Genomic DNA, 24,314 nt, shown 5'->3' with positions numbered 1-24,314 from the left:
ATAGGCTTGGCAAGTTAAGCATAAAGATAGAGGTATAATGATTCAAAAGAACAATCAATCAGTCAGCCTTACTTTGGCTCATATCAATGATACTCATTCCTACTTTGAACCCAGTTCATTGCAGCTAAAACTGAATATTGGTGATCATCAACTAGAACCTTATGTCAGTGCTGGTGGCTTTGCTCGTATTTCCACTCGAGTTAAACAGCTAAAGCAACAAGCGCTTGAACGTAAACAAGGTTTTTTATTTTTGCATGCCGGAGACTGTTTCCAAGGCACCTTGTATTTCTCCTTATTCAAAGGCAAAGCGAATGCAGAATTACTCAATGCCCTCAATATTGATGCCATGGCATTGGGCAATCACGAATTGGATATGGGTAATGAACCGGTAGCGCATTTTTTAAGGCGCATACAGTTTCCTCTCTTAGCGGGAAATTGGGATGTATCGAAGGAGTCAACGGATAAGAACCTCCGTGTCAGTGATTCATCACAATTAATTGCCTACCAAAACACGCATGCTGGCTGGTTAGTCAAAGAAGTGCAGGGCGTGCCCATTGCGATCTTTAGTTTAGCCTTAGATAAAATGGCCGATATTTCTAACCCTGATGTGGATACGCCGTTTCTCGACTCTATCGAGGTGGCAAAACAAACGGTTGCCGCAATTCATCAGCAAGGCATTCACAATATTATTTTGCTGAGTCATTTAGGCTATGAATCTGATTTAGAATTAGCAAAACAAGTCTCTGGCATTGGCTTGATTGTGGGGGGGCATTCCCATAGGTTACAGGGTGACTTTTCAGGGTTAGGGTTAAGCAAAGATGATGACTATGGTCAATATGTTGCTGGTACTTACGTTGTACAAGCGGGGTGTCATGCTTTATCGCTCGGCCATTGTGAGATCACTTTTGATCAACATGGACGTGTGAGCGAATTTAATGGCAAAAATGAAATCTTGCTTGGGCGGCGTTTGTGTTTAGATGCCACCTTATCGAATGCTTATCAAGATGACTCGCACCAACAAGCCAGTGATTTTTTACGTCAACATCCTAATGTGGTGATTTGTAAAAAAGACCCTGAGTTGCACAGCATCTTGGTAGATAAATACATGCCACGTGTGCGTAAGTTACAAGAAACCATTATTGCTCGCAGTGAATATCCGTTAAGACATGTGCGTATTCCTGATGAATCTGGGCCGAGTGTTTTAGCACCGCTGGTGGCAGAATCTTTTGCCTTTATGATGCAAAAACAAGGCTATTTGGTTGATTTTGCTATTCATAATGCAGGTGGAGTGCGTTCTTCATTGAACCCTGGCAACATTACCATTGCTGATATTGCCGGTAAATTATTGCCTTTTGTGGTTCCGATTGGTGTGTATGAAATCCAAGGGAAAAACATTGGCTTGATCTTAGAAGGGGCAATTAATAATGCGTTAAATAATGGAGTTATAGGAACCGGCTCTGGCAGTTATCCATACGTCCATAATTTAGATTTCACCTATGTTGCCGATAATCCGCAGGGGCAGCGCATTCAACAATTGAAAATATTTTCTCAGTACGGCCGTTGGGAAAGCATCGAAGAGGAAAGTTGGTATAAAGGGACATCCTCGGCTTATACCATGAAAGGCAAAGAAGGTTATGACGCGATACTGAATATGCATAAGTACGGTAAAGTGACGCATTTTTCGATGGCTGATTGTTTTATTGAGTTTTTGCAAAATTTTCCTGAGCGTATTCAATCGATTGCACAAAATGTACAGGAACACTACCGATAATCGCTTGCCTTTATGATGCCTTTTTCAGCAAGTGGGGTAAAAAACTTCCATAAAAACATTTTGTTAATGTTTAACTTGGCAAATTTTTAAAATACTCCTTGTTGCTTTCTACTTAGACGAGTACATTGTCTGCGTTTGGGGAGTAGTCAGTGAAAATTTGCTTGTCGTCATCTCGAAATAGGCCACATTTGTGATAGATCTATTTCCGGTAAGCAAAGGTGGAAATCCACTCTGACGAGACCAACGCATAAAACTAATTATCTGGTTTTTGGCCAGATATGCGTCGTGTTATGCGGATGGTCTGAATGCTTTCATTCATTTCTATCCGCAGTGAGAGGATAGAAATGCACATCTCAACTTATGTTTATTTTGGTTTGTTAACATTAGCGATGTTATTGCTCGATGTATGGCAAACTCGAAATGGCAATATCACCATTAAAAAAGCCGCGATCTGGAGTTTATTCTGGGTTGCTTTAGCGCTGTTATTCTTTGTGTCATTGTATGAACTTTGGAACGTGTTTGAACCTGACAGCACGTATTCAGCTCATGATGCCGCCACCGCATTCCTGACGGGTTACTTATTAGAAAAATCACTCAGCGTTGATAACTTATTTGTCTTTGCTTTGATTTTTGGCCGATTTGCCGTTCCGCATGAACTCAGACCAAGAGTGCTACTTTGGGGGGTCATCGGTGCGTTGATCTTACGTGCGGTGATGATTGCCATTGGCGCGGAATTATTACACACCTTCCATTGGGTTTTGTACTTATTTGCTTTCTTCTTAATTTGGACTGGTTATCAATTGTCTAAGCCAGAAAAAGAAGAAGAGGAAGAGGTCAGTTCATTCCCAGAACGATTGGTGCGTAAATTGTTCCGAGTCACTGACAACTATCAAGGCACCAAGTTATTTACACGTGATAATCTCGGCTTTATGGTTACGCCATTGCTGGTCGTAGTCGCGGTGATCGCCATGACCGATGTGATGTTTGCGTTAGACTCTATACCGGCTATTTTTGCCGTAACGCAAGAACCGTTTTTAGTCTTAACGGCCAACGTATTCGCTTTATTGGGCTTACGTTCACTGTACTTCGTTTTAGAAGGGATGATTGATAAGTTTGTTTATTTACGTCCAGCGTTAGCCTTCATTATGACGTTTATTGGGGTGAAAATGTTGCTTATCGATACCGAATGGGCAATCCCAACCATGGTGTCGTTATCGGTATTGCTGACAACGATGACGGTTGCGGTTATTGCTTCTATCATCAAAGAGAAAAATGCGGCGAAGAAACAACAAGCATAACGGCAAAATACAGGCGAGTTGATCGCCGAGTCGTGGCTTAATCGATACTTGCTTAACCGTTAATAAATAACCAAATAAAGGCCGATATGAACAATACATTCATATCGGCTTTTTTATTGGCGACGGGTGAGCTCGAGATTAATAAAATTCCGGGCGGAACATCTGAATATTGACGGTTTCACCCACCTCAACGCGGCCTCGCTCTTGTTCTAGCACGACAAAGCAATTAGCAATACTCATCGAGCGAAATGCTCCTGAGCTTTGGTTACCTGTGGTGGACACTTCAAGCTGCCCCTGATCGTTAAGGCAATAGATGCCTCGTTGATAATCGGTTCTTCCAGGTGACTTTTTAAAGACAGTGGTTGCTACCGCAGGTAGGTTAGGTTGAGGTTGCCATTCACTGTGACCTGCCAGTTTGGCTAAGAGTGGCTGCACTAAAATATAGAAGGTCAGCATGGCAGAGACAGGGTTACCTGGAAGGCCACAAAAAATAGCCGCTTGATGTTCCGTGGTGGCTAATAGTTTACCGAAAGCAAAGGGTTTTCCTGGCTTCATCGCTATTTTCCAAAAACCAATTTCTCCCAGTTCATCAAGGATTTGTTTGGTATAGTCGGCTTCACCCACACTGACTCCACCAGATGTAATTACCACATCGGCTTGTTGTTGTGCATTTTGGAAGGCTTGCTTGAGTTGCGCCTTATCATCGGGGATCACGCCAAGATCGATAGCTTCACAACCAAACTTTTCCAGCATCGCTTTAATACCATAGCGGTTACTGTCGTAAATCTCACCAGCCTTGAGCTCAGTCCCTAAGGGTTTTAGTTCATCTCCGGTAGAGAAGAAAGCCACTTTAGGTTTAGAAAAGACCTGCACACTAGGGATACCTAAGGTCGCAATCAAAGGAATATCACGAGTAGTGAGGCGGTGACCTTGCGGTAACACCAAGGCACCTTGTTGAATATCATCACCGGTAGGGCGAATGTTCTGATAAGGTTTGAGTGGTAAGGCTTGGGTAAAATCCACTAAATCACCTTGGGCGGTAGCTTGCTCTTGCATGATGACGGCATCGCACCCAACTGGGATTTGCGCCCCAGTCATGATTCGGATACAGGTTCCTTGAGGCCATTCTCCGGTAAAAGGCACTCCAGCAAAAGATTTCCCAGCGAGAGGCAGTTGCGTTTGCTGAGTTAAATCCGCCATTCTCACCGCGTAGCCATCCATTGCCGAATTGTCGAATGGCGGGACATTCATTGGTGAAGTAATCGCTTGGCTTAATACATGACCCATCGCATTTTCTAATGGTATGTCAAAGACTGTTGAAACCGGCGTAATAGATTCAAGCATTTTTTCTATCGCAGTATCAATTGGCATCAAACCTGGTGTGTCACAGCAACCCATAAAAAGTCCTATTAAATTTGTCAACAAGATGAGCAATTATCACTAAATTCTTGATGAGATGAAATAACTAAGACCAACTAATTGTCATTAATGCCGATTTAGAAAGGGGTAAGCTAAACTCACACCTAAATTGTGGATGTATTTTGAGAAAATTACGAGTATCCTTGACCACCCACTCTAAGAGCCGTTCCGAGTTATACGCTATTGATGACAATAGTTTGTGAACCCTGCCTCGCTCGAGATTGCAGTAAAAAGGACATGTTAGAGTTGTTGTTTTATGTTGGAGAGAATGCAAATGGCAAATTTGGAAACACACATGGTAGCAAATTCAGAACTTAGTGACGCCGCAATATTGGTAAAAAATGCTCTGGCTGAACGTGGAATCGAAACCCCGATGTATCCAAATGATGTTTCTCAACAAGAAAAAAAACAACGTATTGAATTTCATATGCGCGAAATTCTTACTTTGCTCGAGCTGGATTTAAGTGATGATAGTTTAGAAGAAACGCCGCGCCGTATTGCTAAAATGTATGTTGATGAAGTTTTTTCTGGGCTCGATTATAAAAACTTCCCGAAAATTACCGTCATTGAAAATAAAATGTCTTGCAGTGAGATGGTTCGTGTCAAAAATATCACCGTTACTAGCACCTGTGAGCACCATTTAGTGACAATCGATGGTCAAGCCGCAGTGGCTTATATTCCACGTAGTAAAATCATTGGCTTATCTAAAATCAACCGTATTGTGCGCTTTTTCGCGCAACGTCCTCAAGTACAAGAGCGTATGACGCAACAAATTTTAGTTGCACTGCAGGCGTTACTAGAAACGGATGACGTTGCGGTCACTATGGATGCTACGCATTATTGCGTGAAGTCGCGAGGTGTGATGGATGCCACTAGTGAAACGACGACGACAGCGCTTGGTGGGATTTTTAAATCTAATCCTGCAACACGCGCCGAATTTTTACATGGGCTACGATAGTCCTAACGGATTCGTTATAAGCTTTGGTTTGTTATAAATTTTGGCTCGTGATAAGCCTTGGTAATCGAAACTACTGGAAAATAAAAAAGCCCTTTAAGCTTGCTGCTTGAAGGGCTTTTTTGTGAGTTAAAAGTCGACCTTTTTTCGTAGCGCTTTTGTTTGTCCGCGCTGAACTTTTTTATCCGTACGCTTTCTTTGAGATGCGCGAGTCGGAGAGGTGGCTCGTCGGGCTTTTTGGACCACGATTGCTTGCTGAATAAATTCTTTTAATCGCAGTAAAGCGTCTTCTTTATTTTTTTCTTGAGTACGAAATTGTTGAGCCTTTAAGACGATGATGCCATCGTTGGTGATTCTTTTATCTTTAAGCGCTAATAATCGATCTTTATAAAAATCGGGTAAAGAGGATTGGTGTATATCAAATCTTAAATGGATGGCGGACGACACTTTATTGACATTCTGTCCACCAGCTCCTTGCGCTCTTATGGCGGTGATTTCTATTTCATGGCTCGCGATTTCTACATTATTTGAAATTTTTAGCATAAATTGACCGTTAACTCACAGTTTTGCTGAATTTGGTTATCGAATTGTAAATAACATAAATGCTATGCTACCGCTATAGGAATAGAAAAAGAGGCTGGGCCATTTGTTTTCAAGGCTCTGACCATCTTGTTTTTAAACACTCTAACAGTAGAGAGGCACGTATGGCAGTAGATGTTTCTAGTTATAAAGGACTTATTTTTGATATGGATGGTACATTAATTGATACCATGCCATCACATCTACATGCATGGAAGCAAACCGCGGAACAGTATCAGTTTCCTTTTGATCAAGAATGGATCCACAGCATGGGTGGCATGCCAACGCAAAAGGTCGCAATGCAATTGAAATCAAGATATCACATTGATATCGATCCACAACAAGTTGCCGATACGAAAACCAGTTTATTTAGCCATTTAATTGAAGATGGCAGCATTATTCAATGTACTTTTGATGTGTTGAAGCAGTGCTATGGTAAGAAAAAACTAGCGATAGGTACTGGCAGTAATCAGGCTAATGCCATTAAATTATTAGATTACAACGGCATTTTACCTTTGCTTGATGCTGTCGTGACTGCGGCTGATGTCGATAATCATAAACCAAACCCGGATACCTTTTTGCTGGCAGCAGAAAAACTCGGACTTGAGCCAAGTGAATGCGTTGTTTTTGAAGATACAGAAATTGGGCGACAGGCTGCACTGGCTGCCGGAATGGATTGTATTATGGTGAAAGATGGGAAGTTGTTTGCTTGATAGAAACTGTTGTTGGCTTATTAATAGCAACATCATGGTTTGACACGATAACTGCATAAAAAAGAGACCTTAATTACATTGTTAAGGTCTCTTTTTTCGTATTTTTTTATGTTCAAAGCTTCTTTACTAAATAGTGACTATTTTGCTTGAGGGAGCTGTTATACCAATTAGTGCTATTGGTATTAGTCGACTTTGAGCAATTCAACATCAAAAATGAGCGTAGCACCAGGAGGAATAGGGCCAGAGCCTGATTTCCCATAAGCGATGTCGTACGGAATGAACAAACGGACTTTTTCACCTTCCACCATCAGTTGTAGTCCTTCTTGCCAACCTTTGATCACTTGATTTAATTTGAAGCTGATAGGCTCATTACGTTTATATGAACTATCAAATTCAGTACCATCGAGTAAGGTGCCTTGATAATGCACCAATACTTGGCTGGTGGCACTTGGATGAACGTCTCCGGTACCTTCTTTCAATATCAAGTATTGCAGACCACTGGCCGTGGTTTTCACGCCTTCTCTTTGACTATTCTCAGTAAGAAACTGTTGGCCTTTTTGGATATTCACAGAAGCAATTTTTTGATTGTTAATGTTGCGATAGACTAAAAAAGCCACCAATAACAATATAATGACAGGAATTAATACTTTCAATTTAATCAATCTCTTATGGTTGTTTTAATAAGTAGTTAATGGTGTTAGCGATGTCTTTAATATCTTTATGCTTGCTGATAAGGACTTCATATTTGCCATTTACCACAAAGGTTGGTACGGCACTGAAATTGCCTTGCTTGCTGATATCCATTGCTTGATCTAAATAGCTAAATAGCGCTTTTTGTTGTAACGCATCAAAATGGTAAGGGCTGATCATGCGTCTTGAGGTGAAAGCTTGCTCAATGGCTTGTTGTTGCTGTGTCATTGTTGCACCTTCACCGAGCTGTACCGCAGCAAATAAGTCTTTCATCATGGCTTCATCAGGCTTGTGGTTCAATTGCATCACCGCCGCGTAGTAAATCAATGCAGACACTTGCGCTTGTTGATTGAAAGTCACATGAACTTTAGCAATTGATTGATGAGTTAACTTTTCTAGTTCGGGAATGACCGCTTCCATATTTCGACAGTGTCCACAGGTTAATGAAAACACTTCTGTGACCGGTTTAATATCAGGTTGGGTGAGTGGAGTCGGGAGTTGTTGATATTGTTCACCTTTTTTAGGTGTTCCATTGTCTGAACAGGCGGAGAGGAATAGAGCAGTTAAAGTAATTAAGGTGATGGCTTTAAATTGTTTTAGCATAATGCAGTTCAACGTTAAGTTAGGGAGTTTCTACCTAGGTATAGGCTTATAGAGCCTGTAAGATAGGAAAAGTTCCATTGGATGTAAAACGACTTCTCATGAGCGTGCTGAAAATAAATGTCAGGATGTTTGATTAATAGCAATCGTACTCAATATCTGACCATTTAATTAGTGTGATTGATATAAGCTTTTTAATCTCTTGAGAATCAGGATAGATTATAATGATTATTATCGATTCAAAAGAGCTTATTTAAATGGAATTAAAAAATAAGTGGGTTTTATGCCTTTCTGTTACCTCAGTATCACTGAGCTCGATCTTGCTGTCTCCCCAGTCTTTTGCCGGTGAGTCGCCAAGTATCACGCCTTTTATTATTAACGGATTACCGCAAAGTACCCAGACCTATCCTTACATGGCCTTATTGATAAGAAATAACCTAGATTTGGCCGAACCGTATATAGAATCTTTCTGTGGTGGAACGTTGCTCAATGAACAATATGTATTAACAGCAGCGCATTGTGTGTTCACACAAGACCCGAGTGATTTTCAAAAATTAGCAGTCGCTTTGAACGTGGATGACATTACTCAAGATGCGTTTATTCAAGAGAATGTGTTTGATGCTGATGCCGTTTATTACCCCGATGAATACACAAATAGTGCTAATTTTGCCTCGGATATTGCCATCATTAAGCTCAAACAGCCCGTTAGTGCTAATGTTGTTCCTTATTATGATTATGTCACCTTAAGTGATAACGACAATTATCGAGTAGAAGGGCAAGCATTGACGGTGTTAGGTTATGGAAAAACTGGCCCAGATGCGACCTCTTCCAATACCTTACAAGCCGCTCAAGTGGAGTATGTTGAGTCGTCACAATGTAATCAAGCTTTTGATTTAACGCTCACCGACTACCAAATATGCGTTAAAGGGGAAGTGGCAAATAATTTACAGACCGGCGCGTGTGGTGGCGATTCCGGTGGCCCACTCATCTATGTGGAAGATGGTACAGCTTACCAAGCAGGGATCGTCAGCTTTGGCCCCAAGGAATGCGGTACGACAGATATAGCGGTGCAAAGTGTTTATACCGCGGTGAATGGTTACCATGATTGGATAGCCGATGTGCTCAATGGCACTATTGACCCACAATATACTCCTCAAGCACAACCTGAGACAACAGAAGTGAGTGCACAATCTGGTTCTAGTGGTGGCAGTTTAGGCGGGATAACTTTAGCCGTATTGCTTATGCTTGGCTGGATTCGTAAAAAGCGTTATCTGTAAAAAGGTCTATTTGTAAAAAAGCTATTTGTATAAAAAGCCACCTAAAAGGCAGCCTTTAGAAAAAACATAATGTGAATAAACCATAACGTGATTGGCTGTGATGCAAGTTGACTGTAATACCATTTGTCTGGGTCGCAATCACATTATGGTGTAACAATATATGCGTAATGATATATGACGAGCGACTTAGCTATTAGTTTGTGCGACCGCTTTATCGGCGGCAATTTGCTCTGGAGTTTTATAGGCTTTCGTTCCCCACAATGGAACGGTAGATAAGCTGTGTTTGTAGCTGCCTTCTATCTCTTTAGTGCTATAAGAAAGGTAGAGTAGGGTTTGTGAGCCTTCATCATAAATACGACGAATTTTTAGTGTTTTGAATAAGACACTTTTTGATTTTTTAAAGACAACTTCACCCGATTTTGATTTATCAATTTGAGCAATCATATCAGGTGTGATTTCACCGGTTTGACGACATGAAATCCCCATGTCAGAAGGGTCGGCGAAATCAAGGTTTGCTTCAACGTTGGAGATATGACAAGTCACCCCCGTCACAACAGGATCGGTCAAGACTTCAATTTTAATGTCTTTGGTTGTAAATATCCCTAAGGAGACATCACCCACTTCATTTTGGTCACAAGCAGATAACGACAGAGTCATAGCGGATACGATGGCGAGTTTTTTTATCATGTTCCTTTCCTTTGGGACAAGTCAATGTAATAGGGGTATGCATTTGGTTGTCTATCAAGTTTATCATAGCAATTCGTAAGCGAGATAAAATAATTCAATAGAGAGAATTAGTTAGTATATGGGTTGATAACTAGCACCCATACCCTCGAACTGTTAGGATGGCCTAATGATATTCATCATCCGCTAAGGCATATAACTCATGTTATCTCAAATAGAACAACTTGTTTCTAACAAAAATCAATGGCTCATCAATCAAGTCGACGTCGAATTTCCCACCCCAGAAAGCATTGCAGGTCGAGACATTTATCTACAATTACAAGCGACGCAGCTTTTCAACACAACGGCTAGCCATGAATTTTCTGATGCTCAGTGGGTCGACGAGGTCATTGAAGTGGATTTTCATCGTTTAACGATCATGTTTTCTTTACTACAAGCGACGCAATGGGAAGAAGGCAGTGATGAGCAGAAATTGGTCATTGAATTCTTAACACAAATTATTTTAGATTCTGAATATCAATTGTATCTCGGTTTCATTGCCGGAGAGCCGGTTGCTGCCCTGATCAGTAAAGTGCTTCCTGATGAAAATACGATTTTATTTACGGATATTGTCGTTAGCCGAGCATTTAAAGAACAAGATAAAGAACTGGCTTTTGCCGCTGATGTTCTCCATAAATTAGCCGCGGAAAAACTCACTGTTAATCACATTATTCATCCAGTATAACCTTCTTTTTTCACAGTGAATTAGGCTTAAAAAGTGATCCGCTTTGAAGTTTCTTAATTTTAAATTGGTCATACCTAGCATAAATCTTATCTCAGGCTTTTTTTAAGAAAAGTTAACACCGAAACTGAAACTATCTATTTCAGTAAAGGGTGCAAAGATGGATATAGGGAAAATAAAGTGTGTCATCTTTGATTGTGATGGTACCTTGGTTGATAGTGAACGCTTGTGTTGCCAAGCATTGGTTGACGTGTTTGCCAGTTATGGCGCGGACATTTGCTTTGAAGACTGTATGAATAATTTTCAAGGTGGCAAAATGTTCGATATTTTGACCGAAACCAGCAAGAGAGCAGGGTTAACTATTCCCATGGAAGTGTTAGAGCCTAAATACCGGGAAGTCGTCGCGGCACTTTTTGAGGCGCAACTTAAACCAATTCCATCAGCACCAGAAACCGTGAACCAATTGATTGATAAAGGGATCACGGTTTGTGTCGCCTCAAATGGCCCGCAAAGTAAAATGAAGCACTCGTTACATTTAACGGGCCTATTACCTTTATTTGAAAATAATATCTTCAGTGGTTTTGATATTAATAGCTGGAAGCCTGATCCTGACTTACTGTTATATACGGTGATGCAAATGGGGTTTTTAATTGAGGAATGCTTGTTTGTCGATGATACTGAAGTGGGCGTGTATGCTGGCATTAATGCTGGGCTAGCGACAATTCATTACTCACCTAATCATGCCGCGACCATTCACCACCCTCAAGTCACAACAATTCGCAGCCTTGCTGAAATACCCAGTTGGTTTCCAGCAAGGATTAATGAGAATTAATGAAGCAGTGGTGACGGTTTAAAACAATACTTTGAAATGCGTTTTATCATCATTTGAGAGTGTTTTAGATTTAAGTCAATGGGCCCACATTTAATACATATTAAGACATTAGTTTGTTCTGCAAGTAGGAACTCTTCGCCCAAGCAGACGGGACAGCAACAAATGTTCAGCGTATTTATTGGCAAGCTTTTAAGGGGGAGTTTGTTCATTGTTCAATCCTTCTATTGCCCATCTATAATGACATTTCATTTGAACTTATAACGCTCTCACAAAAATCATGATTTAATGTAACTGGTTTACATTAAAAGGTAACCTTTTTATTTACACATTGGTTGGATTTAAGAGACTTGTCTCAAAATAACGCTTAAGTAGAGAAAGCCTGCATTGTTATAGCTTCAGTGATGAGCTGGGATGACGTTGGTTAGATACAGGATAAATGATGAATTTTTTGGCACATTTACATATAGCTGATCATAATCACAGTAGTTTAGAAGGAAATCTATTAGGGGACTTTGTCAAAGGGAATCCTGAAGGGAAATATCCACAGCCTATCATCGATGGTATCCGCCTACATCGTTATATCGATCGGTTGACCGACACTCATCCCTTAGTGCTCGAGCAAAAACAAAAATTCCCCCAGCCGCTAAAACGCTTTTCTCCCATTGCGTTAGATATGTTTTGGGATCATTGTTTGGCAGTACATTGGTCGCGCTTTCATGAGAAGACGTTAGAGCAGTTTATTCAATATTGTCGAGAACACTGTCAAACGAGGGATTACGCTGTTCCTGAGCGATATTTAACGATGACAAAAGCCATGTGGCAAGGCGGTTGGCTATCTTCTTACCAAGACATCGACAATATTCTTTATGCGTTAGAAAGAATGTCTTTACGTCGTGTGAGAATGGCTCCACTAGCGACTTGTGGTGATTCATTAGTTGAGCATTATGATGAATTAACCCACGTCTTTTTACGTCTGTACCCTGAAGTGCTTAAGCATTCAAAAATATTTACCATCAACCAGATTAAAGTTTGATAGACTTGCCCGGTTTTCTTTATAGCTATGGGTTATTTATGTCATTTCAATCGTTAGGTTTATCAAGCTCACTTTGTCAAACTTTACACGAGTTAGGTTTTCAATCGCCAACCGATATTCAGCAACAAGCCATTCCACAAATAATCCAAGGTAAAAATGTTTTAGCCAGCGCTCAGACGGGGACAGGAAAAACTGCGGCCTTTGGTTTGCCAATCATCCAAAAAATTGTTGATTTACAAGCACAAGCAATGCAAACCACGGAAGCGATGAACAATGACGACCTTGCGCTAAAAGAGACCGCTTTAAAAGCGACGGCAGTACAAGCGTTGATCTTAACGCCAACCAGAGAGTTAGCTCAGCAAGTTTTTGATAATTTACTATCTTATAATCAAGGGCTTAAAATTGTAGTGGTTTATGGTGGCACAAGCATGAGCGTGCAAACCAAAGCCTTAAAGTTAGGGGCCGATATTGTGGTCGCAACACCAGGCAGACTGTTAGATCACTTATTTGTCGGTAATGTGCATTTAAAACAGACTCATACTTTAGTCCTTGATGAAGCGGACCGTATGATGGATATGGGATTCATGCCTGATTTACAACGTATTTTACGTCGTATGAACTCCGAGAAACAAACCTTATTCTTTTCGGCAACGTTTACCAAACGAATTCGTGAAGTAGCGTATAAATTATTAGAATCTCCGGTTGAAATCCAAATCGCCTCACAAAATAGTACTGCGGAAACCGTGGAGCAAATGGTATATCCGGTGAACAAATCACGTAAGAGAGAATTACTTGCGTATTTGATTGGTTCAAGAAACTGGCAACAGGTTTTAGTGTTTACCAAAACCAAGCAAACTTCAGATGTCTTAGCCAAAGAGCTAGCACTAGATGGCATTAAAGCAGCTTCGATTAATGGTGATAAAAGCCAAGGTGCACGACAAAAAGCATTAGATGACTTTAAAGCTGGAAAAATACGCGCCTTGATCGCAACTGATGTGGCGGCACGTGGATTAGATATTCAGCAATTGCCGCACGTTGTGAATTATGAACTGCCTTTTAAAGCGGAAGATTATATTCATCGCATTGGTCGTACTGGCCGAGCCGGAGAGACAGGTCAAGCGATTTCATTGATGTGTCCACAAGAGCAATACTTATTAGAGGCGATTGAAGCCTTGTTAGATCAACGCTTACCTCAGCAATGGCTTGAGGGCTATGAGCCGACCTTTGAAGAAGAAGAGGTGTCAACCAAGCGTCGTAGTCGTTCTTCTGAAAAACGAAAACTCAAAGCCAAATTAAATATCCATAAAAACCGAGGCAAGCGTCGTTAGTCATTGGGATCTTTCGGTGGTGGCACGATGATCTCTGCAAGGGAGGTCGGGTTTTCAATTTCAGATACCGGCACATGTAATTGCGCGGCAATAATATGATTAAATTGCTGCCAATGATGAAATAGTGCGGTTGCTTTGTCTTCCTTGTCGTAGACATGCAGCATTAACGGCTCTAAGGTGCTGGCAGAGTGTGAATACATGGTTGTCTGCCACCTTAAGGTTTTTGATGTTAAAGGAGAGCTTGGAAAGTCTTTTTTAAACTCCGCCATTAAGCGATCAATCAGTTGATTGCTTTTTTTACTGGGTTCCAATAGATAGTTGACCATTTTTTTATCTTGTCTCACCGCATCGGCTAAAAACGTCACGGCGCGAGGATCACTTAAACCACAAGCTAAAACTCGATTCATGAGCTTATATAATTGAATGTTTGCCGGCAGTTTTTGCGGTAGGGTGTCGATAATATATTGGAAATAGGTTTGGTAATATTGGTAGATCCCGTCACTAATGAATTGCCAGATCTTTTCTTTAGAGCCAAAGTGGTAGCGTAACAAACTGTGTGAAACACCTGCTTGTTCACTAATTTGACGTAATGACACTTTTTTATAACCGTATTGGCAAAACAATTCAGCGCCAACTTTTAGAATGGCTTTTTTAGTCTTTTCCGCTTCTTGTGCGCTACGACGACCTTGTTTCTTTTCGTTTGTACAGTTCAATGTCACTACCATATTCATCAAATCATTTTTTAAAAAGTATACTCATTTATGGCCTGATTTGTTGAAGATTATTGGAGAAAAGTGAGGGGAGAGAAACCTTCGCTCAATAACAATACAAGAATGATTGAGCAAAGGCGGTTTTATCATCAATTATCGTTAATTTTGTTGGATGAAGGTGGTTATCTGTTGCAATAACACATCGATATCTTCAGTTTGGATATCATTATGCAGCACAAAGCGGAGAGGGTTTCCTGTGCCAATTAAGATCCCACATTCATGAAGGTGATGTTTAAGAGCCGCCATATCCAGAGTAGGCGCGACTTTGGCAAATACAATATTTGTTTGTACGTGCTCAACATTGACTTGAAAGCCAGTAATTTTATCTAAACCTAAGGCTAATTTTTTGGCGTTAGCGTGATCAATGGCTAAGCGTTCGACTTGTTCAGTTAACGCGATTTTGCCTGCAGCGGCTAATATTCCCGCTTGGCGCATACCACCGCCTAACATCTTTCTAATTCTTCTTGCTTTCTGAATAAAGGTTTTAGGGCCGAGTAACAGTGAGCCTATTGGGGCTGCTAAGCCTTTGGATAAACACACTGTCATGGAGTCAAAATGACAACTGATGGCTTTGATATCCACATTCAGCGCTACGGCCGCGTTGTAAACTCGAGCGCCATCTAAGTGCAATTGTAACTGGTGTTGATCTGCAAACTCTCGGGCTTGTTGTAGGTATTCAAGAGGGAGCACTTTACCATTAATAGTGTTCTCTAGGCTAAGTAGCTTGGTTTGCGCAAAATGAATGTCATCTGGTTTTATTGCTTGAGCTAATTTTTTAAAGCAAAGAGTGCCATCGGGTTCGTTTTCAATAGGTTGTGGTTGAATAGAGCCTAATACCGCAGCACCACCACCTTCAAATTTATAATTGTGAGCTTGTTGGCCACACAGGTATTCATCGCCGCGTTCACAATGAGACATTAACGCCAGTAAATTAGCTTGTGTTCCTGAGCTGGTAAAGAGAGCTGCTTCAAAGCCATGACGTTGCGCCGCCCATGCTTCTAGTTCATTGATGGTTGGGTCATCCCCATAAACATCATCCCCGACCATCGCAGTAGCCATAGCTTGTCTCATTGCTTGTGTTGGTTGCGTGACGGTATCAGAGCGAAAATCCATATAAATCCCTTATTATAAATGTTGATGATATGACTAAGCGAGGGCACCACATAACTTAGCTTTATAGAGACATGAAATGGTTTTTGAATCGGTAATCTTATCTTCACTTATCCATTGCTCAACGTCTGATAAGGTGGCTTCGATAACTTCAATCACTTCATCATCATCTAAAGGCAAAGAGTCGTTACGTGATAATTCTGTTGCGACAAAAAGGTATTGTATTTCATCACAGAAACCTGCGAGAGGGGTGCATTGCCCAAGTGGCGTAAAATGTTCGGCTTGATAACCGGTTTCTTCAATCAATTCACGTTGAGCACAGGCTAATGGTGATTCATTACTTTCTAAAGTACCGGCGGGTAATTCGTAGATCCATTTGTTTAAGGATGGGCGAAATTGTTTCAATAACAAAATACCATTGTTATGAGTGATAGGTAGGATAACGGCAGCGCCAGGGTGAATAATGCTGGTATGGCGTATCGATTTTCTGTTTGGTAATTCGACATCCATTTCCACCAGTTGAATTGTTTTCCATCGATGTAAAACCGTGTGTGTCATGGAGCACTCTCATTAATGGTCAATCATTTTATACTGCCATCAATCGCACTAATTGCAATGGTAAATTAACAGGCATTTTGGAAAGCTATTTACCGGTGGTCATTGTCGTTAATGGTTTAAAAAAAGGTTTCCCTTTGTGGCAGAATAAGAGAAAGTACAGAATAAATAGAGCCTTAAACAATCAAATGAACGAGGAACGCATGGAAAGCCGACAACTGCGCACATCAGCTCAACGCTCTTTACTCTCGCAACGGATTAATAAACTTGTCACCGCCCTGTCTGATGGGGTGTATGAGAGAGAAGACACCATCAAATTGTGTTTGCTCGCCGCATTATCTGGAGAGAGTGTCTTTTTGTTAGGTCCTCCAGGGATTGCGAAAAGTTTGATTGCCAAAAGACTGATTCAAGCTTTTGAGAGTAACAGTTATTTCGAATATTTAATGACTCGCTTTTCTACGCCTGAAGAAGTGTTTGGCCCATTGAGCATTCAAGAGCTCAAAGATAATGGCCGCTATGTGCGATTAACTGAGGGCTATTTGCCGACCTCTCAAGTAGTGTTTTTAGATGAAATTTGGAAAGCAGGACCCGCCATTTTAAATACCTTACTGACCGTCGTGAATGAAAAGACGTTTAAAAATGGCCATGATATTGAACGTGTGCCGATGCGTTTACTGATTGCTGCTTCCAATGAGCTTCCTGATGAAGAGAGTGGTTTAGATGCTTTGTATGATCGACTTTTAGTGCGAGTGTTTGTCAATCGAATTCAGAATAAGCAGAACTTCCGCTCGATGTTAACTGTCGGGACAGACCAAGAAGCTCAAGTATCGCTAGAGCTGGCGATAAAAGATGAAGAATATTTTCAATGGTTAAAAGAGTTGGATCAATTGTCATTGTCAGAAGAGACTTTTGAGCAGCTTTATGCCATTAAATCAATGATTGAAACCAAAGAAAAGGCATTGGGCGTTCAAGGGCAAGCGAGCAATGATCTGTATATTTCGGATCGTCGTTGGAAAAAAGCGGTAAAACTTCTGAAAGCTAGCGCCTATTTTAATGGTCGTGATGCCATTAACGCTCTCGATTTATTATTACTTCAAGATTGTTTATGGAACTCTCCGCAATCACGCCTGATTATACGTGAATGTTTGGCAGACTTTGCCACCGAGCAAGCGTACAACCAAAGTGCACTGCAAAGCCAAATGGAACAACAGCAACAACAGTTAGCCGAGCTTAATGACGGGATCACGCAACGTTTTGCCATGAATTTAACCCAAGAGGTTGAAGGAACGCTGCGCAGAAAAAATGTCTATCAATATGATATTTCACGCGCTAAGCGTTACCGGGTTTCGAACAGTAGCGATTTAGTGAAGCTGGTTTTATTGCAAAGTAACTTGTCTGTCAGTGACCATGATACGGGTGACAGTCGTTGGGTTTATATTCCTTACAAAGAACTGGAACAGGTGGTCAAAGATGGAGGTGGGGAAGCTTACGGTTATGTTAATAAGAAAACCACCTTATGCCGTTTCCGCTTTGAAGTTGATGTAGAGCAGCACTTAGTGATTAAAGACATTGCCAATCGTAATATTCCCGTTACGCTCGTCACGCCACAAGGGTTTGATTCTCGCTTAATCGCAGAATGGCAGCAAAAGACACAAGACGTCATTCAAAGCTTAAATCATTTAGAATTTGATGTCCGAAAAGCACGCAATGAGTTCCATGCCAGTTTACCGCATACTTTTGTCGATAAATCGTTATTACTCGCGGTTGAATCCAGCATTCAGGAATTAACCCAGTTAAGTGATTCGATTAAAGAGCAATGCGAACAGGCGATGGAACAAGTCACTCGTTTTGAAGAATCCTTTGAATAGCAGGTTAGGGCAATGCTAGGAATTGATGCGTTAGATATTGCGGTCTTATTGGCCGATGCCGAAATGATGGAAGTAGCGTTACAAGACTTGATTGGACGCTCTCAATTACTGCCCTTAGTTGAAGATAATAAATCGGTCGGCAACTTGGTTCGTAATCAATTAAATCGTTGGAAAAAACGTGCTACGGGTCAATTAAATAAAGGCTTGCAAACCAAAGAAATGAAGCAAGAAATCGCTTTGTATCAAGAGGTGATTCACTGGACGGAAACGGAGTTCATTCAGCAAATTGATACCCTGTTGGCTCAATTACAATCCTGCTCAGAATTCTATCCCCAAGCGACTAAAATGGTGTCTACGGGGAATGCAAAATTAAACCCTATGTTGCCGCACTATTTTTGTCAGCAATGGTATAAAAGCATTACACAGCAGGTAAAACGTATTCAAGAAGCCCAATTAGAGCAAGAAAAACAAAAAGAATTGCAACAGCTCCAACAAAAACTAGAAAACATCAAAAAGATGGATCAACTGAGTAGGGGCGAAGATACCGGCACCATTGCGGCAAGAGTGTGGGATATGACCAACGTGAGTTTGTCGAAAAGTGATTGGTCGGTAATGAAATCGCAAGCTGATTTTTTACAAAAACATCCGAAGCTACAAGAAATTGCAGAAAGCCTTGGGAGGAGTTCAAATGAACAAAGCCCAGATGAGCCACCGCAATATAGCCAAGGAATTCAATATTTAGAGGAAACCTCTCAATTGGCGGCGGATGATATTGTAGGCATTCATGAAAGTGATGATTTGAACAAGCTGTTACCTAATGAGTTAATGTTGTTAGCTTATCCTGAATTAGAAGTGGTGTTTTATAAGCATTTAATTGATAAACGCTTAATGAACTATAGGATGCAAGGCAAAGCGCATTCAACGAAAAAAGTGACAGCAACCGAGCCTGTTCCGGCTAAAGTGGAGAATGAGCAAGGTCCATTTATTATTTGTGTGGATGCCTCAGGATCGATGCGTGGCTTTCCGGAGCAATGCGTCAAAGCGATTGCTTTTGCTCTGATGCAAATTGCCTTAGCGGAAGATAGAGACTGTTTTGTGGTGTTATTTTCCACCGATTACATTACTTATCAATTAACCAAACAAGATGGGCTACGAGAGGCCAGTGATTTTTTATCGTATACTTTTCACGGTGGCACAGATTTAGAGCCAGCAATTAATGAAGCGATAAAACAAATGCGAAATGAACACTATCAAAAAGCTGATTTAGTGGTTTTGTCGGATTTTATTGCTCCGAAGCAATCGAAAGACATGATTCAACAAGTTGCCGCGCTAAAATTAAAAAATAATCGCTTTCATGCCATCAGTTTATCTAAGTATGCTAACCCTGAATTAATGAACATTTTTGACCATGTTTGGTCGTATACACCGAATTTAGGACAACGATTTATCAAGCAGAAATGATTTAATATTGAGAGTTTGAATGGTTTTTTATCCGCTTGGATTAAAAAATAATCACTTAAACGTAAAATCATAAATTTATTGTTGACTCAAACGGTTACTCAAGTAAAGTATCACTCATCGGTTAGCCACTCAGGCTTTCCCATAAAATGAATTACATTGACATGACCTTAGGTGGTGTCAAGATGGTGTCTTAACTATTCAGTTAGGTGCATAACAAAGATTTGTGTGCCCTGGTGGTGGAATTGGTAGACACAAGGGATTTAAAATCCCTCGGCGTTCGCGCTGTGCCGGTTCAAGTCCGGCCCGGGGCACCATCATTATTAAAGGCTTATCAGCAATGGTAAGCCTTTTTTATTGCTCCTCATTTATACCAATCGTACCATTTAGACCAATCGTACTAATACCAACTGTACTAATTATCTCTCAACTTCTTAGCTTGTCATCAAATCGAAAGAATACTGCAACCACATTGTCAATGTTGGTGGTAATGATAGGAGTTTATTTTTCATGGAAGATTGGAGACCTCAAGTGAAAGTATTACCTTCCTTATCTATTATTGCGTTAAATTTTGCTGTTATCTTACCAGCTCACTCACTGACTATGGACCTTGTTGGTCGCTACCAAACAGGGGTGTATGGTGAAGCTGGAGCTGAAATAATTGATTATCATCACAATACACAATCTGCTTATGTCGTGGATGGCGCTAAAAACCGAATTGATATTATTTCATTATCCAATTTACCAACTCAGCCAATTAAAAACCCCCACACCGCCAATACCCTTTCAGCAAAGCATTTAAACCTGCCGACACAAGTGACGGTGGCTGGTGGACAAAAATTGCAACTTGCGACGGCAAATTCTCTATCTATTTTCGGTGATTGGTTAGCTGTAGCTGTGCAGAATGCTCAAAAACAACAAAATGGCGCAGTGCTGTTTTATAAAATTACAGATGATCAGCCTCAGTTAATCAAAGCGGTTCAAGTAGGAGCTTTACCCGATATGGTGACCTTTACACCTGATGGTAAAAAAGTACTGGTGGCAAATGAAGGAGAGCCAACAGCAGATTATAAGTACGATCCGGTAGGAAGTGTTGGCGTGATTAATATAAAAAATGGAATGCCAGAAGATAATTCGATCTTATTGATGTTTGATAAATTTGAGTCTCAAAAAGCTGAATTAATGAAGCAAGGATTTAAATACGCGAGTCCTCAAGGTCATACCTTAGCTCAAGATATTGAACCTGAATACATTACCGTTTCGCAAGATAGTCAATCTGCTTGGGTATCCTTACAAGAAAACAACGCCTTGGCTCAAGTTGATCTCAATAACAATACGATTATTGCAATTCATCCATTAGGCTTAAAACATTATGGCAAGGCTGATAATGCTATTGATGCCAGCGATAAGGATAAGAAAATTAATATAAAAGCTTGGGAAGGCGTGTATGGATTATATCAGCCTGACACCATAGACAGTTATAGCGTGAATGGTAAACATTACACTGTCACAGCCAATGAAGGGGATTCGCGAGATTGGTGGTTCAGTGCCAAAGATGAAACCTCTTGCCTACAAGCTGGTGGCACTAAATTTGATGATGAGGATGGCTGCTTATCTTATAGCGAAGAAGTCCGTGCGGGTAAATTAACCTTGGCAGCAAACCACCCTCAACGAGGCCATTTGGGTAAAGAAGAATTAGGGCGCTTAAAGGTTACAAAGGTAATGGGGGATGAAGATGGTGACGGTAAATATGAAAAGCTAATTTCATTTGGTGCCCGTTCTTTTTCCATTTGGGATGATAAGGGACAACAAGTTTTTGATAGCGGCAATCAATTTGCCAAAACTATCGCAAAACGTTATCCGAACGGCTTTAATACGGATGAGTCGGAAAATAAATTTGATAGTCGTTCTGATGATAAAGGCGTTGAGCCCGAAGCGTTAACGGTCGGCTCTATTGAAGGTAAAACCTATGCCTTTATTGGTTTAGAGAGAATGGGCGGTATTATGGTCTATGATATTAGCGACCCTAAAAAATCAAGTTTTGTTGATTACTTCTTAAATCGAGATTTATCCGTGGACTTTGAAATCAATGATTCTACTGACCCGGTTACTTTGAAGGGCGATTATATGAAAGCGGGTGATTTAGCGCCTGAAGGCATGCGTTTTGTTGCAGCCAAAGACAGTCCAATTCATAAACCACTCTTGTTGGTGGCGAGTGAGGTCAGTGGTACCGTCTCTGTTTATCAACTACGCTAAAAGAACGAATAAATAAAACTTTTTAGCCCTGTTTGTGATGAGCAGGGCTTTTTAACGTATTAAATTTGAAAAATAGCGAGTAATGGACCATATACAATTAGAGTGTCTATTTTTTCTATTATTCTATACGATTTATTACACATTATCCTTATTTATGAATGAAATTCAAAACTCACGGATTTAACTTAACTTGTTGATTTTTAATGGTTGTAATATGTTTGCAATACACTTGTACGCTCGAAAGTATTTGCATAGATATGTGAAGTGGTTCAAAATTATTGTTATACAATAACTGGTAAGAGTTCTTCTAACACTAATAGGGCTAAGACTGAACATGAAAGTCGTTGATTTAATCAAGCATAAAACAGATTCTTTAGCGAAACATCAATTCGATTTGAAAGATTTGATGTCTCCAGTATTGAGAGAATACTGGGCTGATTTTATTAATCGCGCTAATTCTCAACAAATTTTCCCTTGGTTGAAAGATTATCAAACACCAGCCGTCAATGAGGAAGTGGTTCCCGTTGCTGTGCCTGATATTGAGTTATCACCTGAAGCAGAAAAACTTTATCAGGAATTAAGTACTCAAATTGGTGAAGAGATCCATGTCGGACAGTGGCTAACGGTCGATCAAGAGCGTATTAATGCCTTTGGCCAAGTGACAGAAGACATGCAGTGGATTCATACTGATGAAGACAGAGCTGCGACAGAATCGCCATTTAAAACCACCATTGCGCATGGATTTTTGACTTTGTCGTTGTTATCTAAGTTGACTGATAGTGTTGATGAAAATAATCCACCATTCCCAACTGCAAAAATGACGGTTAATGTGGGCTTAAACGAAGTCCGTTTTCCTTATCCAGTAAAAGCAGGAAATAATATTCGTGCGCGCAGTAAGTTATTAAAAGTCACTCCGATCAAACGTGGATTGGAAATTGAACGCGAAGTGAAAGTCGAAATTGACGGGGTGAGACGTCCTGGTTGTGTCGTGGTTTCAGTGATCCGTCTATACTTTTAATTCTTTAGATACATTGATCGCTTAATAACGCGATTAACATTATTCATGGCGCTAATCTTGGTTAGCGCTTTTTTCATTTAAGGTAACTTCTTATGGCACGTACTGCGGCAGCTTTACATATTTTGGTGAAGCATGAATCACAAGCTAAAGACATCTTACAACAATTAAAAAAAGGCGCTAAATTCCAAACTTTAGCCAAAAAATACTCGCTTTGTCCATCAGGTAAAAAAGGCGGGGACCTTGGTGAGTTTCAAAAAGGTGCGATGGTACCGGCCTTTGATAAAGCGTGTTTTTCAGGGGAGTTAATTACCCCTCAATTAGTAAAAACAAAGTTTGGTTGGCACATTGTTAAAGTGTTATACCGAACCTAAGAGCTTGCTACCTAACTTAACCTCAACTGCGGATAAGATTGTCACAAAAACAAGTTTAACCATCTAACGTTCATCAAAAAAGTCTTTATCGCGAATATATTTGCTCATGAGATGATATGAGAATGGACGTATTAACCAACTTAATAGCGACCGACCGAGACGAATCACGGTCGGCGTATTTTCATAAATCCTTTCATTGTATAACCACAGCATTTTACCCACATGCCAATAACTAAAAGGGATGGGCGGTAAAAATGTCACAATGTCGATATCACAGCATATTCTAAATGTTCGCTTAGCCAATAAATATTTTCGTTTAAACCCCCAACCGCCAATAGCTGGCTGACCAAATGTGACCACTCGTTTGATCACTTTTGGGTATTTATGTTCTAAATAATCTGCCATGACGAGCGCAATCGCACCGCCTGATGAGTGCCCCGTGATACTGATTCTTTTCCCTTTTTGAATCAGTGGAATAAGAATTTTTTCTAGCCTTAGGTAGACGGGATCGCCTAAAGTATCTAAGCGGTGTGAGGGTGGGCTTTCTTGGTGAAGGAGATAATAAAAACCCGCGTGGATAGAGTATTTTAACCCCAGTGTTTGACCGCAACAGCGTTTCCACATGGCTAAATTTAATAACCAATCATAGACGCTGTGTGAGCCTTTTATCACGACAATGACTTCTTCTTTCTCTTTACTCCATAACACGCGAATTAAGGTTTTTCCGCGCGCATTTTTAATAATACGTTGCCCGTTGGGGTCAAAACCATACTGTGTTTGTCTAAAGATACGAGGGTAAGCAAGCCGGCACAACACGGCATAACGTTCGTACTGGTATCGCTTTAAAGACTTCAAGTGAGTGATTCATTTTATGGAATAATAAAACTCACCATGACATTGAATATTGAAGTTTTTATGACACATAGAGCTTATTTTTAAAGAGATATACGTAGAGACGATGGCAGTGGTGTTTTATCAAAATAGCCGGTTATTAAAACAGCCGATTAT

General features: G+C 40.5%; 23 protein-coding genes and 1 tRNA gene. 15 read left to right on the top strand and 9 right to left on the bottom strand.

The genetic code is table 11. The features are described from left to right. Nucleotides 1-37 precede the first annotated feature (37 nt). The gene (locus VCA1004_RS06055; RefSeq protein ID WP_086984265.1) at nt 38-1,771 is read left to right on the top strand and encodes a bifunctional metallophosphatase/5'-nucleotidase; all 1,734 of its coding nucleotides are present in this window, start codon (nt 38-40) and stop codon (nt 1,769-1,771) included. 344 nt (nt 1,772-2,115) lie between these two features. Further along, on the top strand, nt 2,116-3,069 hold the full coding sequence (locus tag VCA1004_RS06050) for a TerC/Alx family metal homeostasis membrane protein (protein ID WP_086984267.1): 954 nt from the start codon (nt 2,116-2,118) through the stop codon (nt 3,067-3,069). Between the two features lie 138 nt (nt 3,070-3,207). Here the strand turns inward: VCA1004_RS06050 and moeA are convergent, their stop codons facing one another. Next, entirely contained in the window at nt 3,208-4,467 is a 1,260-nt protein-coding gene (gene moeA, locus VCA1004_RS06045) for a molybdopterin molybdotransferase MoeA (RefSeq protein ID WP_086984268.1), read from the bottom strand. Between the two features lie 316 nt (nt 4,468-4,783). Here moeA and folE point away from each other — a divergent pair, with 316 nt between their 5' ends. Beyond that, nucleotides 4,784-5,446 (top strand): GTP cyclohydrolase I FolE, encoded by a 663-nt coding sequence (folE, locus tag VCA1004_RS06040; RefSeq protein ID WP_086984661.1) that lies wholly within the window; start codon nt 4,784-4,786, stop codon nt 5,444-5,446. 126 nt (nt 5,447-5,572) lie between these two features. On the opposite strand, the gene arfB is transcribed toward folE, so the two are convergent. Then, nucleotides 5,573-5,986, bottom strand: a complete 414-nt coding sequence (arfB, locus tag VCA1004_RS06035) for an alternative ribosome rescue aminoacyl-tRNA hydrolase ArfB (RefSeq protein WP_086984271.1) — start codon at nt 5,984-5,986, stop codon at nt 5,573-5,575. A gap of 161 nt (nt 5,987-6,147) precedes the next feature. On the opposite strand from arfB, the gene VCA1004_RS06030 reads away from it, so the two are divergent. Then, nucleotides 6,148-6,735, top strand: a complete 588-nt coding sequence (locus VCA1004_RS06030) for a beta-phosphoglucomutase family hydrolase (protein ID WP_086984273.1) — start codon at nt 6,148-6,150, stop codon at nt 6,733-6,735. A gap of 182 nt (nt 6,736-6,917) precedes the next feature. Here the strand turns inward: VCA1004_RS06030 and VCA1004_RS06025 are convergent, their stop codons facing one another. Both VCA1004_RS06025 and VCA1004_RS06020 read right to left on the bottom strand, forming a co-directional pair. After that, a complete protein-coding gene (locus VCA1004_RS06025; RefSeq protein WP_086984275.1) occupies nt 6,918-7,388 on the bottom strand; it encodes an FKBP-type peptidyl-prolyl cis-trans isomerase in 471 nt (156 codons plus the stop codon). Nucleotides 7,389-7,401: 13 nt separating this feature from the next. Continuing rightward, on the bottom strand, nt 7,402-8,028 hold the full coding sequence (locus tag VCA1004_RS06020) for a thiol:disulfide interchange protein DsbA/DsbL (protein WP_086984277.1): 627 nt from the start codon (nt 8,026-8,028) through the stop codon (nt 7,402-7,404). Nucleotides 8,029-8,282: 254 nt separating this feature from the next. Between VCA1004_RS06020 and VCA1004_RS06015 the strand changes: the two genes are divergently transcribed. Further along, complete coding sequence (locus VCA1004_RS06015; protein WP_086984280.1) at nt 8,283-9,302, top strand: S1 family peptidase; 1,020 nt, start codon at nt 8,283-8,285, stop codon at nt 9,300-9,302. Nucleotides 9,303-9,488: 186 nt separating this feature from the next. Here the strand turns inward: VCA1004_RS06015 and VCA1004_RS06010 are convergent, their stop codons facing one another. Beyond that, nucleotides 9,489-9,989, bottom strand: coding sequence for a CreA family protein (locus VCA1004_RS06010; RefSeq protein WP_086984282.1), 501 nt, complete (start codon nt 9,987-9,989; stop codon nt 9,489-9,491). A gap of 199 nt (nt 9,990-10,188) precedes the next feature. On the opposite strand from VCA1004_RS06010, the gene VCA1004_RS06005 reads away from it, so the two are divergent. The 4 genes from VCA1004_RS06005 (at nt 10,189) to VCA1004_RS05990 (ending at nt 13,900) form a co-directional block, all read left to right on the top strand. Then, on the top strand, nt 10,189-10,710 hold the full coding sequence (locus VCA1004_RS06005; protein ID WP_086984283.1) for a hypothetical protein: 522 nt from the start codon (nt 10,189-10,191) through the stop codon (nt 10,708-10,710). A gap of 157 nt (nt 10,711-10,867) precedes the next feature. Continuing rightward, complete coding sequence (gene yieH / locus VCA1004_RS06000) at nt 10,868-11,539, top strand: 6-phosphogluconate phosphatase (protein WP_086984285.1); 672 nt, start codon at nt 10,868-10,870, stop codon at nt 11,537-11,539. A gap of 439 nt (nt 11,540-11,978) precedes the next feature. Next, on the top strand, nt 11,979-12,572 hold the full coding sequence (locus VCA1004_RS05995) for an acyl carrier protein phosphodiesterase (protein WP_086984287.1): 594 nt from the start codon (nt 11,979-11,981) through the stop codon (nt 12,570-12,572). Between the two features lie 38 nt (nt 12,573-12,610). Continuing rightward, entirely contained in the window at nt 12,611-13,900 is a 1,290-nt protein-coding gene (locus VCA1004_RS05990) for a DEAD/DEAH box helicase (protein WP_086984289.1), read from the top strand. On the opposite strand, the gene VCA1004_RS05985 is transcribed toward VCA1004_RS05990, so the two are convergent. The 3 genes from VCA1004_RS05985 to VCA1004_RS05975 all read right to left on the bottom strand — a co-directional run bounded on the left by VCA1004_RS05985 (nt 13,897) and on the right by VCA1004_RS05975 (nt 16,338). Then, on the bottom strand, nt 13,897-14,613 hold the full coding sequence (locus VCA1004_RS05985) for a TetR/AcrR family transcriptional regulator (protein ID WP_164520834.1): 717 nt from the start codon (nt 14,611-14,613) through the stop codon (nt 13,897-13,899). The genes VCA1004_RS05990 and VCA1004_RS05985 overlap by 4 nt on opposite strands. Before the next feature lie 156 nt (nt 14,614-14,769). Continuing rightward, entirely contained in the window at nt 14,770-15,783 is a 1,014-nt protein-coding gene (ltaE, locus tag VCA1004_RS05980; RefSeq protein ID WP_086984293.1) for a low-specificity L-threonine aldolase, read from the bottom strand. A gap of 33 nt (nt 15,784-15,816) precedes the next feature. Further along, nucleotides 15,817-16,338, bottom strand: coding sequence for an NUDIX hydrolase (locus VCA1004_RS05975; RefSeq protein WP_086984295.1), 522 nt, complete (start codon nt 16,336-16,338; stop codon nt 15,817-15,819). 200 nt (nt 16,339-16,538) lie between these two features. Between VCA1004_RS05975 and VCA1004_RS05970 the strand changes: the two genes are divergently transcribed. The 6 genes from VCA1004_RS05970 (at nt 16,539) to ppiC (ending at nt 23,306) form a co-directional block, all read left to right on the top strand. Further along, nucleotides 16,539-18,203, top strand: coding sequence for an ATPase RavA domain-containing protein (locus tag VCA1004_RS05970; RefSeq protein ID WP_086984296.1), 1,665 nt, complete (start codon nt 16,539-16,541; stop codon nt 18,201-18,203). A gap of 12 nt (nt 18,204-18,215) precedes the next feature. After that, a complete protein-coding gene (gene viaA, locus VCA1004_RS05965; RefSeq protein ID WP_086984298.1) occupies nt 18,216-19,664 on the top strand; it encodes an ATPase RavA stimulator ViaA in 1,449 nt (482 codons plus the stop codon). A gap of 227 nt (nt 19,665-19,891) precedes the next feature. Then, a tRNA-Leu gene (locus tag VCA1004_RS05960) sits at nt 19,892-19,978 on the top strand. Nucleotides 19,979-20,171: 193 nt separating this feature from the next. Further along, nucleotides 20,172-21,917, top strand: coding sequence for a choice-of-anchor I family protein (locus VCA1004_RS05955; RefSeq protein ID WP_086984300.1), 1,746 nt, complete (start codon nt 20,172-20,174; stop codon nt 21,915-21,917). 334 nt (nt 21,918-22,251) lie between these two features. Continuing rightward, nucleotides 22,252-22,935, top strand: coding sequence for a MaoC family dehydratase (locus VCA1004_RS05950; protein ID WP_086984302.1), 684 nt, complete (start codon nt 22,252-22,254; stop codon nt 22,933-22,935). Between the two features lie 92 nt (nt 22,936-23,027). Further along, on the top strand, nt 23,028-23,306 hold the full coding sequence (ppiC, locus tag VCA1004_RS05945) for a peptidylprolyl isomerase PpiC (protein WP_086984305.1): 279 nt from the start codon (nt 23,028-23,030) through the stop codon (nt 23,304-23,306). Nucleotides 23,307-23,369: 63 nt separating this feature from the next. Here the strand turns inward: ppiC and VCA1004_RS05940 are convergent, their stop codons facing one another. Further along, nucleotides 23,370-24,161 carry a lipase family protein gene (locus VCA1004_RS05940; RefSeq protein ID WP_086984307.1) on the bottom strand — a complete coding sequence of 264 codons (792 nt, stop codon included), beginning with the start codon at nt 24,159-24,161 and terminating at the stop codon, nt 23,370-23,372. Nucleotides 24,162-24,314 lie beyond the last annotated feature (153 nt).

Source organism: Vibrio aphrogenes (assembly GCF_002157735.2).
Lineage (GTDB): Bacteria > Pseudomonadota > Gammaproteobacteria > Enterobacterales > Vibrionaceae > Vibrio > Vibrio aphrogenes.
The sequence above is the reverse complement of the archived record's forward strand: the minus strand, read 5'-3'. Positions and strand labels throughout refer to the sequence as shown.